The 15614-nt window shown below is 69.8% G+C and carries 10 protein-coding genes and 1 pseudogene; 5 read left to right on the forward strand and 6 right to left on the reverse strand.

Features of this window, described 5'->3' with window-relative positions; genetic code table 11:
- Positions 1-157 precede the first annotated feature (157 nt).
- Positions 158-892: a hypothetical protein gene (locus ACF08B_RS29590; RefSeq protein WP_392320195.1), complete on the forward strand. Its 735-nt coding sequence runs from the start codon at positions 158-160 to the stop codon at positions 890-892.
- A 190-nt stretch (positions 893-1082) separates the two neighbouring features.
- A complete protein-coding gene (locus ACF08B_RS29595; protein WP_392320196.1) occupies positions 1083-2897 on the forward strand; it encodes a stealth family protein in 1815 nt (604 codons plus the stop codon).
- A gap of 69 nt (positions 2898-2966) precedes the next feature.
- Here the strand turns inward: ACF08B_RS29595 and ACF08B_RS29600 are convergent, their stop codons facing one another.
- Positions 2967-3125 carry a hypothetical protein gene (locus ACF08B_RS29600; protein WP_392320256.1) on the reverse strand — a complete coding sequence of 53 codons (159 nt, stop codon included), beginning with the start codon at positions 3123-3125 and terminating at the stop codon, positions 2967-2969.
- Positions 3126-3225: 100 nt separating this feature from the next.
- Positions 3226-4152 (reverse strand): annotated as a pseudogene (locus tag ACF08B_RS29605) (HAMP domain-containing protein); the annotation flags it as partial.
- A gap of 115 nt (positions 4153-4267) precedes the next feature.
- On the opposite strand from ACF08B_RS29605, the gene ACF08B_RS29610 reads away from it, so the two are divergent.
- The gene (locus tag ACF08B_RS29610; RefSeq protein WP_392320197.1) at positions 4268-5098 is read left to right on the forward strand and encodes a transglycosylase SLT domain-containing protein; all 831 of its coding nucleotides are present in this window, start codon (positions 4268-4270) and stop codon (positions 5096-5098) included.
- 107 nt (positions 5099-5205) lie between these two features.
- Here ACF08B_RS29610 and ACF08B_RS29615 read toward each other — a convergent pair whose 3' ends face one another.
- On the reverse strand, positions 5206-6144 hold the full coding sequence (locus ACF08B_RS29615) for a MerR family transcriptional regulator (protein ID WP_392320198.1): 939 nt from the start codon (positions 6142-6144) through the stop codon (positions 5206-5208).
- Positions 6145-6550: 406 nt separating this feature from the next.
- On the opposite strand from ACF08B_RS29615, the gene ACF08B_RS29620 reads away from it, so the two are divergent.
- On the forward strand, positions 6551-7240 hold the full coding sequence (locus ACF08B_RS29620) for a hypothetical protein (protein ID WP_392320199.1): 690 nt from the start codon (positions 6551-6553) through the stop codon (positions 7238-7240).
- Positions 7241-7281: 41 nt separating this feature from the next.
- Here the strand turns inward: ACF08B_RS29620 and ACF08B_RS29625 are convergent, their stop codons facing one another.
- Positions 7282-7590: a hypothetical protein gene (locus ACF08B_RS29625; protein WP_392320200.1), complete on the reverse strand. Its 309-nt coding sequence runs from the start codon at positions 7588-7590 to the stop codon at positions 7282-7284.
- A gap of 575 nt (positions 7591-8165) precedes the next feature.
- On the opposite strand from ACF08B_RS29625, the gene ACF08B_RS29630 reads away from it, so the two are divergent.
- Positions 8166-8288 (forward strand): hypothetical protein, encoded by a 123-nt coding sequence (locus ACF08B_RS29630; RefSeq protein ID WP_392320201.1) that lies wholly within the window; start codon positions 8166-8168, stop codon positions 8286-8288.
- A 31-nt stretch (positions 8289-8319) separates the two neighbouring features.
- On the opposite strand, the gene ACF08B_RS29635 is transcribed toward ACF08B_RS29630, so the two are convergent.
- Both ACF08B_RS29635 and ACF08B_RS29640 read right to left on the reverse strand, forming a co-directional pair.
- A complete protein-coding gene (locus ACF08B_RS29635) occupies positions 8320-12081 on the reverse strand; it encodes an NB-ARC domain-containing protein (RefSeq protein ID WP_392320202.1) in 3762 nt (1253 codons plus the stop codon).
- 16 nt (positions 12082-12097) lie between these two features.
- Positions 12098-15610 carry an SAV_2336 N-terminal domain-related protein gene (locus tag ACF08B_RS29640; RefSeq protein WP_392320203.1) on the reverse strand — a complete coding sequence of 1171 codons (3513 nt, stop codon included), beginning with the start codon at positions 15608-15610 and terminating at the stop codon, positions 12098-12100.
- Positions 15611-15614: the final 4 nt, after the last annotated feature.

Here is a 15614-nt window from a genome sequence, read left to right on the forward strand (position 1 = left end):
GGGCTCTCGACGGCGGCTCGTCCGCGTACGTGATTCCTCGCGCCCTAGGCATATCGTCGTTCTGACGATATGTTGTCGATGTCGATGTCGATGTCGATGTCGATGTCACCGTCTCGGTCGAGTCGGTGACTTCTCGGAACCCCTTGAGAGGTCGTTCATGACCCCCGCCCAGAGCGGCACCGGAACGAGAACCACCACGCTCCGCCTCGTCCCCCGCGACCCGGACTGGCTCCACGACTTCCGCATGACCCACGACCTGCTGCTCGCGCCTTACCACGCGGCCTGGTCCGCCCGGCGGTCCGGCATCGGCGACCAGGTCGCGCCCGCGTGGCCCGCCGGCCTGGAGAACATCAGCGATCTCGACGCACCGACCGCCCTCGACGCCTGGAGCAACATCCATCGCGCGTTCCCGTCGGCCCTGGTCGGTAGTGGGGCCCTGAACGCCACACATGATGACCCCACCCGTGGCAGCATGCTCCACGCCCCGGACGGCAGGCGTCTAATCCCGCTCCATCCGGTCACCCTCGACGAGTCGGACCTTCGGGCCCTCGCGCGCGTCCGGCGCGCCGTCCGGGTCGGCGCGAAGGCGAACCCCTCCCTGCGGGTGACCCACGGCGCCGATGGTGCGGCGGACATCGAAAGCGTGCCGAGTCCGGGTGCGTACCTCGGCACGGTGGAGCGGACCGTGGCCGTCCTGGCGCTCGCCCCCGACGAAGACGTCGACATCCTGGCCGGTGCTCTGGCGCCCGAGCGGTTCGGTCAGGGCGCCCGCCGTGTCGACCTGTCCGACGTGGAGTACGCGGCGTACGAGCGCTTCGCGGACCGGCTCGCGGCGGCGGCCATGACCGGTGAATTCGCTGGCGACCGGGCCCTGTTCAGAAGCCGGTACTGAGCCCCTGCCAACTGTCCGAAATATCCAATTATGTTCTACATGGCTACGTGTGGCGGCATTATGGCTGCTGAAAGAGATCGCGATCGAAACCGGCTTAGTATGATCAGCGGATTTCGTTATCCGTCATGTCCGCCAGGGCCGTGAACCGGCCGAGGCAGTCGTCCGCTGCGAAGAAGGAACCGATCACGTCATGCCGTCGCGACTGAAGACCGCAGGTGAGCGGCTCCTCCCCGCCTCCGTTCGCGAGCGTCGGGAGCGCGAGCGCGAAGAGGTGCGTCGCCGAGCAGAAGCCGAGGCGGCTGACCAGAAGCGACGTGCGGCCGAACGTGAACGCGCTGACAAGATCGCGGACCGCCGCGGGAAGCTGCTCGCGGGCGACGCCGAGCTGGCGGAATTCTCCGCGGGAGGCCGTACGTACTTCGGTCGCCGGGTGAAGTCGCTCACAGCGGCCGGGGCATCGGCCCGAAATCTGGCCCTCGTCGCCGACGCCCTGGACCATGCGGGCGTCCAGTACTTCCTGGTGCCCGGCCGCTCACCACTGCGGCACGTCGTCGGGGTGCGCCTCGGGGACCGCAAGGCACTGCTGGACGCGTTGCGAAAGCTGTACGCGTCGACGGCCCTGTACGCCATGAAGCCCGGCAAGGACCCCTGGCCGGCCGACACGGCCCTGTACGCGGACGGCGCCCTGCCCACGGCACTCAAGCGAGGCGACGCCATCCGCTTCGGCGAAATCCTGCTGGGACCCGCGGACCAGGTGCTCGCCGATCTCTCCCAGGGCTGTGACGTGGAGTTCTGGCGCGAGGGCGACGAACTCCTCGCAGCCGAGGACAGCGGCGACGAGCGGGCAGCCGAACGGATCGAGGCCCTGCGCACCCAGACCCCGCGTCCCGTGCTCGCCGGAGCCCTGGTCGCACCGCGTTCCAACGCCGTCTCGGATGTCCTGCCCGCCGACGCTCTCGTTCCGGCAACCCGTGACGTAGCCGACCGGACCTACCCCACGTGGGCCGACTTCCTCCAGCCCACCATCGACGCCGTCGACTTCCCCATCGACGTCGTCTACACCTGGGTCGACGGGAACGACCCCGTCCACGCCGCCAGGCGCCAGGCCCACCTCGGCGACGGCGCCGCCCCCCGCATCCACGCCCGTGAGACCGGCGCCTCGCGCTACACCAGCCACGACGAACTGAAGTACTCCCTGCGCTCCCTGCAGATGTACGCCCCGTTCGTCCGCACCGTCTACCTCGTGACCGACGGCCAGACCCCTGACTGGCTCGACACCGGCGCCGCCGGGATCCAGGTCATCGACCACAAGGACGTCTTCAGCGACCCGACCGCACTACCGGTGTTCAACTCCCACGCCATCGAGACCCAACTCCACCACATCGACGGCCTGTCCGAGCGCTACCTCTACTTGAACGACGACGTCTTCGTCGGTCGCCCCGTCACCGCCGGGCACTTCTTCCACGGCAACGGCATCGCCAAGCTCCCCTTCTCGCCGTTCCAGTTGGGCTTGGGCGCCCCCCACCCGGACGAGCCCGCGCCCAACGCCGCGGGCAAGAACGTCCGCCGCCTCCTGCTGAGCGAGCACGCGCGGTTCACCGTGAACAAGTTCATGCACACCCCGCACCCGCAGATCCGGTCCGTGATGCGCGACATCGAGGAGCGGTTCGCCGAGGACGTGGACCGCACCAGTCGATCCCGCCTCCGGGACACCACCGACATCGCCATGGGCGCGTCACTGCACCACCACCACGCGTATCTCACCGGCCGAGCCGTGCCGGGATCGTTCAAGCTGCGCTACATCGACGTCGCCCGGCCCGACGCCGCCGACCGCATGGCAGATCTGCTGGCGACCCGCCGCTTCGACTTCTTCTGCCTCAACGACGTCAACACCCCCGCCGAGCAGCGGGATCACCTCGCCAGCCGACTCCAGGCCTTCCTGGAGTCCTACTTCCCGTTCCCCAGCCGCTACGAGCGGACGGGCTCCGAGGGTTCCGCCGCCTGACACCTGATACCTGATACCTGACACCTGGGACCCTGGAGCCGCGTTGCTGCGGACGCGACCGCCTTGGCTTCAGGGGATGCCGGGTCCCTCCGGGGGCGGTGTCCGGGTACCTGGGATTCGTACGACTGCTTCGGTTCCCCGAGCGGCAGCGGCCCGCAGTGTCACGGTGCCACCCGCTCCCTCGACCGCTTTCGCCACAATGGCCAGGCCCAAGCCGCTTCCCGGCATGCTGCGAGACGTCGGGGAACGCCAGAACCGGTGGAAGCAGATCGTCCATCACCTTCTCGGGGAGCTTTCGGCCGGACCGGTAGCTCCTGGCCAGCAGCTGGACGTTCGCGCGGAGCGATGTCAGCGGTGTACGCAACTCGTGGCCGGCGTCGGCGATCAGCTGCTGTTGACTGTCTCGCGAGACCGCCAGCGCTTCTGTCATCTCGTTGAAGCTCTTGGAGAGCCGGGCGATCTCGTCGCCACCGTCAGCCGGGATGCGGATGGCCAAGTCCTGTGTCCGAGCGATGTGTTCTGCCGCCCGGGTCAGATCTTCCACCGGTCTCAGACCGCCACGGCTGATGGCGATACCCACTGTCGCCGCCCCGATGATGCCGATTCCCGAGAACCCCAGCAACCAGAGGGCAAGACTGTTCAATGGCTTGTCGACGACACCGAACGACTGGGCGATCGATACGGCGTAGCCTCCGGAGAACCGTGGCGGCGTGTTCGGGCGGGTGGTGGAGACGCGCATCTTCTGGCCGTCGGCTGACACGGTGTCGTGGACCGCCGACCTGAGGATGCCCCGAGCCACGGCAAGGTCGGACGCGCCGACCTTCAGCTTCTTGTGGCCTGGCGCGACGCAGACCGTGCCGTCGGACGTGATGACTTGCACCACATAGGGCGTGGGTGTCTCGGTGCGCTGATCCTGACCCGGCAGCTCAGCGCCACAGAGGCTCAGCAGTTCCTGTACGTATCCCGGCGACGCCTGCACGTTCTGCAGGTTGGAGTCCAGCTGATCGGTCAGCTGCTGCTTGGTCACAGCCACGACGCGATAGCGACGGCACTGACGGCGATGGTCACCGCCAAGGCGGCGGACAGACCAAGCCTCAACCGCAGGCTCAGGCGCCTGAACGCATTCCTCATGACTGTTATCCCCCGGACATTCCTTCAACAGCCGTGCAAGTGGCGTGTCGGACAGCGACTCTGACGAATCGTCGATTCTGGGCCGACAGGCGGCCGACACCACACCCGGAGTGTGCGGCCTCATGATGAGAATCAGCTGAACGACCTGGGAATGCGGGCATGGTGTTGCACTGGTCGTGGTTCCGAGGAAGGGTCACGATCGATGCAACCCGGTTCTGGGCCCGTGCGTATAGGAGGCGATGACCGCACTTCACTTGGGGGGACCTATGCACTCGAACCGTTCGGCCGGTCTGGCCGCCGGCCGTCCCGGCACCGCGGCGACGGCCCGTGTCGCCCGGAGACACCGCAGTCCGGGTAGCGGCGCGACCAGGATTTCGGTCCGGGGACTCGCGGTGGCTTCGGCCACGGCCGTCACCGCGGTGGGCGCCGTCAGCGGTGTTGCCTCCAGCAGTACCGGCGAGCCCGGAATCGGTGCCGGGGCAACGGCCAACGATGCGACGCTTCTCGCGGACGTCCCGGCGGGTCAGCAAGCCCGGATACAGAGCGCGCCCTTGACGCAGCAGGCCGACGCCCAGGCCATCGCCGCCGACACGACCGCGAAGAAGGTCGCCGAGGAGTCCGCCCGGAGGCAAGCCGCAGTGGACGCGGTGGCCAAGCGACACGCGGCGCAGAAGGCCGAAGCGGAAGCCAGGGAGCGCAGGGTCGCCCATGAGGCCGCCGTCCGCTCCACTGCACGCCCCTCCGTCCCCGTGCCCGTGCCCGTGCCCGTTCCGAGTTCCTACACCGTCGCGCAGATTCAGGCGATGGCGCGTCAGATCGTGGGCGCGGGCCAGTTCCAGTGCTTCAGCAACATCGTGGCCCACGAGTCCACCTGGAACTATCGCGCCCTCAACCCTTCCGGTGCCTACGGTCTCGTCCAGGCATACCCCGGCTCCAAGATGGCGAGCGCGGGCGCCGACTGGAGGACCAACCCGGCCACGCAGATCAAATGGGGCCTGAACTACATGAACCAGCGGTACGGCAGCCCCTGCGCGGCCTGGTCGTACTGGCAGGCCCACCACTCGTACTGAGCCGCGCGACACTTCCGCGTACGGCGAGACCGGATCGTGAGCGGGGTCCCGAGCACCGAAGACCGGTGGCTGGTTGACGCGGCCAGCACCGGCCAAGGAGACGGCACCTAGGCGGCGTCGTCGTTGCGCAGGGCTTGGACGAGCCAGGGGTACACCGGGGTCAGGCCGGGGACCACCTCCCAGCCGTTGACGATCCACACCAGCCGCCAGTACCGGTCCGCCTCGGGGTCGTGACCCTCCTCGAACTGCTGGGCCATCCAGTCCCGGAATGCCGTGTCGGGGGTGCGCGTGAACACCTCGGCGAAGCGGTGCACAAGATCGTCGATGATGGCTACGGCCCTGTCGCTGAGCGGGTCGATGCCCGCCTCCATGGCCTCGGCCACCATCTGGCGGGTGAAGTCCGTCAGGTCCTCGCCGGCCTCGCTCTCGATGTCGAGCGGGCGCCCGGTGGCCTGGCGTACGGCCGTACGGCGCATCCGGGCCCGGAAGTCGTCGTCGCCGACCAGCTCGGCGAGCTCCACCCACGCGGCGACCTGCTCGCCGGACGGGTCGTCGGGCAGGTCGGGAGTGGCGGCGCGGACCATGGCCACCGCGGCCTGATCGGCATCCGCTGTGCCGAAGGTTCCGTCCAGGAACTCGTCGATCAAACGACGGCGTTCGTCGGCGGACAACTGCGTGAGCCTGTACATGAGCTTGATCTCCTCCGGATCGGAGCCCCGGCGGGCCACGACTCGCAGAACACTCCGACGCAGCTGGAGCACTCGGAGCTGGACATCCAGGGCGTCGGCGTGTGCCGCTGCGACGTCCGCCAGCGAGAGCTCGCGGTCCAGGACCTGTTGAATCGTGGCCAGGTCCATGCCCAGTTCGCGCAGTGTGCGGAGGAGTTCCAGGCGAAGCAGTGCGTCGACGTCGTAGAGCCGGTAGCCGGCGGGGCTTCGGGTGGTCGGCGCCACCACCCCCGCGTCGGAGTAGAACCGGATGGTCCTCACGGACAAGCCGGTCCGCCGGGACAGCTCCCCGATCGAGCAGAGGGTCGTAACGTCCATGCCCTCACTCTGCCGTCTCCACCTACTGGAGACTCAAGCCGGTGGCCCCAGTGCATCGCCGCACGCCACCGGCCGTCTCCGCGGCCGCGGTATTGGGGCAGCATGCCGAAGTACTGAGGCAGCAGACGGGCGGTGCCGGTGGTGTCGGCCAAGGTCTCCATGGGACCGATGGCTCCGGCCACCAGGCCGTTGTGGAGGATGGGCCACGGATGAAGTCCTTGAGCTGAACGCGCCTGCCCACACCGTGGGCGTACGCCTCCGGTTGGTCGGGACATCGAGTCGGTGCTCCAGGGTGATCGTCCGGTAGCCGCCACAGGGTGCATGAACCCCCGTAGGGCGCATTTCGCGTAGCCATACGGAGTAGCGCAGCAGACGGAGCGCTGTGTTCTCCGGGCAGAGTAGGGGGATGGAAGATGCTGCGAGGAGGCCGTTGCGGTCTCGGAGAGGGCGACGATTCGATGCCGTCCACAAGTGGTCCGCTACCGTTGCTGCTGTCGTCGCCCTCGCTGTTTCGCTGTACAACTTCTTCGAACTGCGGCGGTCACCTGACGTCGACGTGACGCTCCCTCACCTGATTCGCCTTGAAAAGGTGGGACATGGTGTTCGCTTGTACGTGCAGCCGACAGTGTCCACCAGGTTCAAGACCGAAAAAGTCGACGTGATCCGGGACGCCCGTCTAGACCTCACCCCTACTGGCTCCCTCTCGTCTTCGGCGAGGCCAGTATTCTACTGGAGGCAGAGCGTTGAATGGAGGTACGACCCAACCACGGATACTGTCAACAATAATTGGAGTGGCGATCCGGCGCCGTTCATCGTCAGCCAGGACAAGCCTCAACAGCCGTCATTCGAGTTCCGGGCCCAAAACTGGATGTACAAGGCAGGTCAGTACGACGGCTCTCTTGAGCTTCGCCGTGCAGGGGACCGGAATCCCTCAATCAAAAAGTTCTGCCTGATCATTTCTGAGCCAGCTGTCAATGAACTGCAAAATCCACAGCCATCGAACTTGACCATTCGCTTCTTCCGAAACGACCTACCCCAGTTTTCCTCCTCTGCGTCTCGGGGCTGCTATAGAAGGGACGCGGATACTGAGGATTGACGCCTAACTGCGGTCGATTGGCGCCCAGGCGGCCGTGTCCGTCACCCTTTTGAGGCGGCCTCTCGGATCAGCGGCTCGAACTCGCGCCGCACGTAGGCGTCGAACGGCGCCGTCAGGGCACCGTCGATCACCCGCCGCACCCGGTGTTCCGCCGCGACTTCCTTGATCGCTGCGCGAGAGTCTGGCTCCACACCACCGCCAATGATCAGCGCCCCGAACTCTCCGGTCTCTAACAGTCTTCGGGCCTCCTCGTCGGTGCTCACTCCCTCCGCGTCAAAGCCGTCCGCGCGCAGCGTGGCCAGCACCTCCGTCACCCTGGCGGGCGTCCTTCCCAGTACCAGCGTCCTCACGGCCGTTCCTCCCAGGCAAGTCGACATCTGTGCGTTCGAACCCGCACTCAACCTAGAAGCTCAACCCGACTTGAGGTCAACCCCAAAAAGCCCGGCAAGGCATCCGTTGGGGAGGGGTAGTGGTTGAGCTGGTCCTGTGCACCTACCGGTCCCGCGTTCCCGAGGCGGCTGTGCTGACGGCCGTCTTCGGCAGCGCAACGGGAGCCGGTCGGCAAACGATCACCGCCCGCAGTCCGCCGGTGGACGACCCCAACAGCGTCGTTTGTGGCCCCTCGCGGCCGAGGATGCCGCGCAGGTGGAGTCGGTTGCGGATCCGGCGGGCCAAGCGCCAAGCCGTCGCCCGCGGCGGCAGGTGTACCGGATGGTCTGAGACGCCACGAAGCAGTCGCCCCCCGGTGCGCGCCATCGACCTCAGCTCCAGAGGGCGCCTGTCGCTGGCCGGCAACGCGCAAATCGACGGGGGTGGGGGCGTGTTGAGCGGGAGACGCAACGTGTTGAGTCTTCGGCAACGGCCTGGTCGTCGGGAGGGTGATCCCATCTCGGCGGATGACCGGGAACATGCTGGGGAGGTCGGTATGAACCGTAACCGTGAACAAGACCGAAGGAGCCCGCGGGTGGTGCTGGCCGCGGCCGCCCTGTCGGGGGCGGTGCGAGCCCTGGTGGCGAAATTGCTGGACGTCGTGTGGCCGTCCTGCTAGGCGGCTGTCGCCCGCGACGGAGCTGGGCAGGTCACGGCAGTCCGTGCAGGGGCAGGGGCTCGAACTCCCAGACCGGGCGCCTGCCTTCGGTCACCGCTTGGGTCTGGGGGTGGCCCGCGTGATGCCGGCCGAGCTCGCGGCGGGCGAGGCCGTCGAGCTCGTCCGCGCGCTCGATCCGACCGAGGGCCCGCAGATCGGCGGCATGTGCTGCCGTCAGCAGCAGGGTGACCGGATGGCGGGCGCCGAGCGCGGTGGCAGCCTTCTCCCGGGATGTGCCGCTCAACTCGGCTGCGTCGTCCCCATCGCCTTCGGCGCACCGGCTCCCGGAGAGTGCGAGGGCGAGGCCCAGGACCCATGGATGTGCCGGGCCGAGCTTCGTGCGCAGTTCGCGCCAGCTGTGTTCGAGAGCGGAGCGGGCCTGTCCCAGATGGGAGCCCGCTGCCGCCAGCGCCGCGTTGGCCGCGAGGCCGAGCAGGTGCGGATGTCCGTCGGGGAGCATCGCCCGGTAGCCGTCCAGGGCCTGGCTGCCGCTGATGTCGGCCGGGTCGCCCTCCGTGGTGTGGCGGGCGACCCACGAGTAGGCGGCCAGCACCTGCAGGGACAGCGGGCCCGCGTCTGGTAGACGCAGCACGATTCGGCGTAAGCGGTCGAGCTGAGAGGCGGCGTCCTTCGGATGTCCGACGTGCCATCGGCACATGGCCAACTCGTATTTGGCAGCGATGGTTTGGGGGTGCAGGGGCCCGAGCAGCGGGATGAGGCCGTGCAGGGCGGCGGTCTGCTCGTCCTCCGCTTCCGTGTAGCGGCCCAGCAACCGCAGGTCCAGGGCGTGGCGGCTGCGGGCGTAGTGGGCCTGTAGTGCCCAGGGCATGACCTTGCGGTACTGCGTCAGTACTTCCGTGCTCAGTTCCAGGGACCGCTCCCAGTGGCCGAGAGCGCGGGCGCACTCCGTCAGCAGAGCGCGGGCCTGGATGGTGCCCGGGGCGTCGGCGCCCGATGCGGTGAGCTGGTCCTCGTAGGCGGCACGTGCGTGTCTGTCTGCCTCCTCGTAGCGGCCGGCGCCGAGGAGGGCGGTGGTCTTGGCGGCGACGAGGTGACGGCTCGCGTGCGGATCCTTCTTCCGCATGTCCGTCTGCGCGAGTAGTTCCCCAGCCTGTCGGATCCGGCCGGCCTCGTGCAGCAGACGCACCCGCATGGCGAGCAGTTCGTGGTCCGGCTTTTTGGGCCCATCGAGCGCGGCGCGCCCCGCGGCGGCGCGTGTCGCCAGGTGGATACCCTGGCGATCGCCGGACCAGCGACAGTAGGTGAGGCAGTTGCTGACGAGACGGCGGGCGGCCGGGGCGTTGCTGTCCAAGGCTCCGGAGGTTTCGAGGTGCGGCAGGAGTGCGGTGTATCGCGGCCACTGAGCGGGGGTTTCCGGTAGCTGCGGGTCGGCCCGGGTCAGCGCGTCCACGGCGAGGACCGAGGCCTGGTGCAGGTGGTCGTGGTAGGCGCCGCGCACTGCGGTCCTGCGTACGAGGGGATGCACGTGGACGGTGGCAGTGTCGTCGATGTGTGCCAGCGAGGCTTCCGCCAATGCGTGTGCGGTGGCCTCCCATGCGGTGCCGTCCGGGGTGGGCAGGGGCCGCAGCCACCGCAAGGGGACTGCGCCCTGGGCGAAGCAGTCGCTCATCCGCAGGAGCAGCCGCGCCTGTGGTGCATGGGTGTGCAGTCGGCCCATCGCCTCTGCCAGGGTGGGCAGGCGCACCTCGTCTCCCGGGCAGTGCTCCGTCATGGCCCGTACCAGGGCTCCCGGATGGTCGCCTACCGCTTGAGCGAGGGCCCGGTCGCCGTGCAGGCCGCGCTTGGGGTCGAAGCGGGTCACGCAGGCCAGGCTCTCCGACCTGGTGAAACAGGGCACGTCGATCAGATCGGCGGCGTAGCGCTCCCAGGCGCGGTTCTGTGTGGTGATCAGGATGCGGACGGCGTGGCCGGGCAACATCGGTGCCAGCGCCGAGGGATCCTCGGCGCCGTCGAAGACCAGGAGGATGCGTCGGCCGCCATCGTGCCGGCTGGGGGAGCGCAGTGCGGTGTACAGGGCGTCCAGCTCGGCCCCGGGCTCCCCGCGGGGGGCGGCGAGTTCCTCGGCGAGCTGGGCGAGCGCCGAGCGCACGGTGTCCTGGGAACTCGCGTCCACCCACCAGACAACGTCGTAGAGCCCGCTGAATCGATGGGCGTACTCGACGGCCACCGCCGTCTTGCCGACGCCGGGCATGCCGACGAGGGCCCGGACGGCTGAGGCCGGCGGGTGCTCGGCGCCGTCCACGTCGTCGCCGGCGGGGTCCGCCGGGCCTTTGGACGGAACGCCGGCCTCGCCCTGGGACGCGGGGGCGCGGATCGTGTCCGCCGCGGGCGGGGGCGTACTTGGTGGGAATGCGTCTGCCGTGAGCTCTTGGTGGATGGTCCACAGCAGTGTGTCGCGACCGGTGAACCGGTCGTCGCGGCGCGGGACCCGCCCCCAGGTGCCAGGGTGCCCGGTCGGTAGCGCCTCGACGAGTGCGGGGGGCGCGGGTGACTCGGCCCAGCCCATCGCACGGCGCAGGATCCGGTCGGCCTCGCTCGCGCTCGCGCCGCCCAGCTCGGCGATGCTCACGCCGTCGTGGGCATCACAGGTCGTGCGGTCCGGAACGACGACGGTCAGTCGGCCCGGGTGCCGCTCGCCGATCAGGCGGAACGCCTCGGACCGTTCCGCGGGTGTGTAGCGGGCCATCTCGTGCAGGCGGCTACTGAGCACCAGAAGAAGGTCGGCTGTGTGCAGGTGCGCTTGGAGAAGTTCCACGACGCTCTCCCCAGGGAGCGCGGAGAGCGGTTCGGCGGATACGGTGGTTCGGGGCTCGGCAAGCCTGCACCACAGCCAGGCGGCCCACGGGGCGTCCGGGCCGGCGAACAGCACATGACGGCGTCGGTTTTCGCCGGCTCCGGGGCCTGGCGGTGCGGCGCCGGTGAGCTCGCGGCGCGCCTGCCGTTCCGCTTGCAGGCGGGTGTTCTCGACCGCGGCGTCCCGGTCCGCGATCGCGCGTTCCTCCGCCGTCTCGGCGGCCTCCAGTCGCTGCGCCAGTGTGTGGCACTGGGCCTCGTAGTCTGCGGCGCGCTGCTCGGCCGCTCGCCGTTCGCTCTCCAGGAAGTCCATTTTGCGCAGCAGTTGGTCCCGGGCGAGGGCCAGTCGGGTGGTCTCCTCGCGCAGCGTGTCCTGGTCGACCTGTGACCGTGCGAGGCGGTCGCAGGTGTCGTCGAGGTCCTGCTGGATCCTTTGTGCCTCTTGCTCGGCCCGTTCCCTGCGGCCCTCGGCCGCGCTCCACTTCGCCCGGAGGTCCTGGATCTGCCATCCCTGGGGGTTGGTGGCGCGCATCGCCTCGCTCTGCAGCCGCATGACGTGCTCGCGCAGCTGACGTGCCGGGGAGGCCTGTGTGACGCGTACGTAGTCGACGAACAGGTTTTCCACGAAGTCGACCGGTGGCACCTGCACGCCGTTCAGGTAGCGGGACACGGTGGACTTGTGGAGGTGCCGTCTCACGCCGTACGCGGTCATGGACGTGCCCAGGGCGTCGAAGAGGGGGCGCAGGACGCGGGCCAATTCCCATGCCGTCGGGTGGACGTTGGCGGGCCTGTTCGCGTCCCGTCCGGGGCCCGACGGCAGCAGTTCCCCCGGTTCCGTGTCCTCATGCAACGCGTCGGCTGCAGGCTCGAACTCTTCGTTCCCGTCCTCCGCACCGCCTCCGTGCGCCGCCGCTTCGCCTTCGTCCTGCGGCCCGTTCACCGGTTCCGGTCCCTCCTCAGGCATCGTGGTCGCCGCCTGCCGCACCTGCCGCACCGGCCGCGCGAAGCCTGGCCACCGCGCGAGCGATTCGGTCCGCTTCGTGCGGTAGGCAGATGCCGGCCGGTGCCTCCTTCAGCGTCGTCTCAAGGCCCTCGTAGGCGGGCAGGGCCAAGGAGGTGTCACCGTCGGTGTCGAGGGCCGCCGCCTTGGCCAGGGCTGCGTTGAACCACTGACGCGACGGTTCCGCGAGCCAGGCCTGTTCGGCGGCAATCCCGTAGCAGTGGGCCGCATCCCCGTGCCTGCTCGCGAGGGCGGCGATGTCCCCGCGCAGCATCCAGGCTTCTGCCGCCAAGGACGGTGGCAACGTGCCCGTCGGCGCGCTGCGCACGACGGCGTCGGCCTCGCTCAGAGTGCCCGGGTCGGGCTGGTCGGCGCACGCCAGGACGCTGCGCGCCAGTTGCAGGCGTCGTCTCGTCGCCTCGGCGTCGTCATGGGGGCACGCCTCCACCGCGCGGCGCAGCAGGTGAACGGCGGCGGTGCAGTCGCCCACCGTCCCGCGGCGGATGCCGCGCACGCTGAGCAGCCTTCCCAGCACGAACCAGGAGGAGGACAGCCGCGCATCGTTGCCGGCCAGCAACGGCAGCACGGCCGTCCAGGCCTCGATCGCCTCGTCCTCGCGATCCCCGCGGCCCTCCTCGCTGCCTTCGCACCAGTCGGTGAGGATGCGGGCACGGAGCAGTCGGGACTCCACGATCAGCCGGGCCCGGGCGGGCAGGAGCGTACCCGAGGGCCCCTCGGCGAGCAGGCAGGCCTGCTCGAGCAGCCCCAGGGTCTCGGTCAGGGCCTCGTCGTCCCGGCCCGGACGGGCGAGGAGGACGGCCTGGGCGTGGTTCAGGAGGGCGCGGCAGCGGTCCTCCACGGCGAGCGACTGCCAGGAAGGCTCCCGCGCGGCGGCGTCCAAGTCTTCGACTGCACGGGCGGCGTAGGCGCGAGACGCGTCGAGGTCCGGGCGGGTGTCCTTGTCCGGGCCGGCGGCCAGGAGTCCGGAAGGGCCGTGGTGTCGGGCGAGGTCGAAGAGCACCAGGCCTCGCGCGAGCCGGCCACCGTCCTGGCCACCGGCCTGCACCAGGAGGTCAGCGGTGCGCAGAGCCTTCCCCAGCTGCATCGTGCACCACACGGCAGGGCGCTCCCTGGCATAGGGCGCCCCCGCGACGGCGAGACGGCGCAGCAGCCTGATGCAGGTCAGGGCATACCGCCGGGGCGACTCATCGTCGGCGCCGGCGCCCGGGCCGGGACCGGGAAGGTGCCCGACGGCCGCGGCGAGCAGGGCGGCCGCGATCCGGGAGCCCTCGTCCGAGGGCTCGCTTGTGCCGGCGCGTTGGGCCTCCAGAAGGGCCAGTACCCAGGGCGGCAGCAGTTCCCGGGAGAGTCGACCGGCCACCGCCTCGTCGGCCATCAGCTCCAGGACACGCGCAAGGGCCTGGTATGCGGAAGGAACGAGGGGCACGGCCTCCTGGGCGGCGTACAACGCCTCGCGCAGGTGCTCCGCGATCGGCTGGATCGACCACCGGGTCAGGAGGATCTCGGCGAGTTCGGCGTGGTAGCCGGCTCGCGTCGTCGGTTCGGGCTCGGCCCGGACGGCGTCGCGTAGCTCGCGCAGGGCGGCGTCCAGGTGGCGCATGGCACCGAGGCGGCGGAAGTCGTCGAGGTGGTCGCGGGCCCGGTCGGCGAGCACGGACGCCGGGATGCGGACCTCGCGGGCCGTACTTGCCATGGCCGGCACGGAGACTCCGGTGTAGTGCCGCACCACCTGCGCGGAGACATGGGCGAAGTCCTCGAGCCCCGCGACCGTTCGGTCGTCCCCGTCCGCTGTCGTGACTCCTCGGGTGCCGAGGGCGTAGACATGCTCGGGCGCAATGCTGTCGGCGAGGGCGGCCGAGGCGAGGGCGGGGAAATTGCGCGCTCCGCGCCCGTAGTGCCGTTCTACGTAGTGGGAGACGTGCTTGAGCACCAGCGCGGCCACGTCCCGGTCCAGCATTCGCAGGAGTTCCTCGCGCACGCCTGAGTGGTAATCGAAGCGGAGACCACCGGGGGACAGCGGTTCGTCCACGCGCCGGAGCAGTCCGCTGAGCAGGACCTCGGCCATGGCCTCGGGGCCCGTGAAGGGAAGCATGGCACGTTGCACGAGCTGCATCACGGGCAGCACCAACGGCGCTGCGGAGAGGAAGGCGGTCAGGCGCTGGGCCGACGGCGAGGCCGAGTTGCGAAATCGTCGTAACCGCTCGACAGCCGCGAGCGGGCTCTCGGAGGCCGGTGGCGCGGCCACTGCCGGGTGATCGGCCCGTACCAGGGCGGCCGCTCCCGGCGCCGAGAAACCTGCGGTGTCGGCGACCAGCCGCGCCCACACCTCCAGGGGTTCGGCGTGCGGTGGTAGGACCGGCACCGGGAGCGGCCCGGCAGGCGGCTGCCGGTCGTGATGTGGCACTGTGAATGGGCGGAAGCCGATCCTGCCGACGGGTCCCGGGAGGCGAGTCAACAGCCCTGGTTCGGCCGGCAGGTGGGTGCGTGTCCACATCCGCTGGGGCAGTGGCTGCATGACGGCCACCGGACCGCCGCTCGCCAGAAGGTGCACGAGCCGATGCATCTGGCCGCTGCGCCACAGGGGCCCTACGCAGTCGCTGAGGACCAGGACGAGACAGCGCCGGCCGGCGTCCATGAGCCGGGTGGGAGGGACGACTCGTCCCGAGCCCGCGCCCGATTCGAACGCGTGGGTGAGCGCCGGCCGCCCATGGTGGTCCTCGTGGACGTAGTGGTAGGCGACGTCGCTGAATGCGCCGGCCCTCTGGGAGATCTGCCGCAAATCCTCGAACGTGTTCTGCCAGACGGCGTTCGAGGACGAGACGTCCATGAGCAGCACCATCCGGTACATGTGCCGTCGCGCTGGACGCAACACGGGAAGCAGGAGGCGGGATTCGGCGGTGCGGTCGACGGTGGCGCTCTCGTCGAGGACGCGCACAGCACTGGTGTCCGGCAGGTGCCCGCGGCGCAGCGGGCCCAGTGCGCGGATCAGCGACTGCGCGTCCGGCAGCGTGCCCGCCGCAGGTACGCGGATGGCCGTCCGGTCGTCCGCCGCGTGGTCGGACGGGTCGGCAGCGCGGTGTTCGCCGGGCATCGCAAGGGACGCACGTCCCGTTCCGAGGTGCGCAGCGGACGGCGAACCGGCCGGCCGGCCGGTCGCGCGGGGCGGGGTTTCGTCGGCTCGGTCCGCAGCGGCAGGCTCGGGGGACGCGGCGGGCCCGGCTGGGGGCTGGGCCACGCCGACCTCGGGCAGAGTGGGGACAACTCTGGCCAGCCAGAGGGCATCCGCCACGTCCTCCGCCCGCACGTCGCCGTCCTGCGCACGCAGGGCGGCGATCAGCGTCGCGAGACGTCCCTCCGCAGCGCCGGTCCCGGACGGCTCGGGACGCCCGCGCCGCTCCGTGCGTCCGGCACGGGTCCCGGTGGACTTCCGGGATCCCTCGTCTGCCATGGCT

It is taken from the genome of Streptomyces sp. NPDC015139 (assembly GCF_043079785.1).
GTDB lineage: Bacteria > Actinomycetota > Actinomycetes > Streptomycetales > Streptomycetaceae > Streptomyces > Streptomyces albidocamelliae.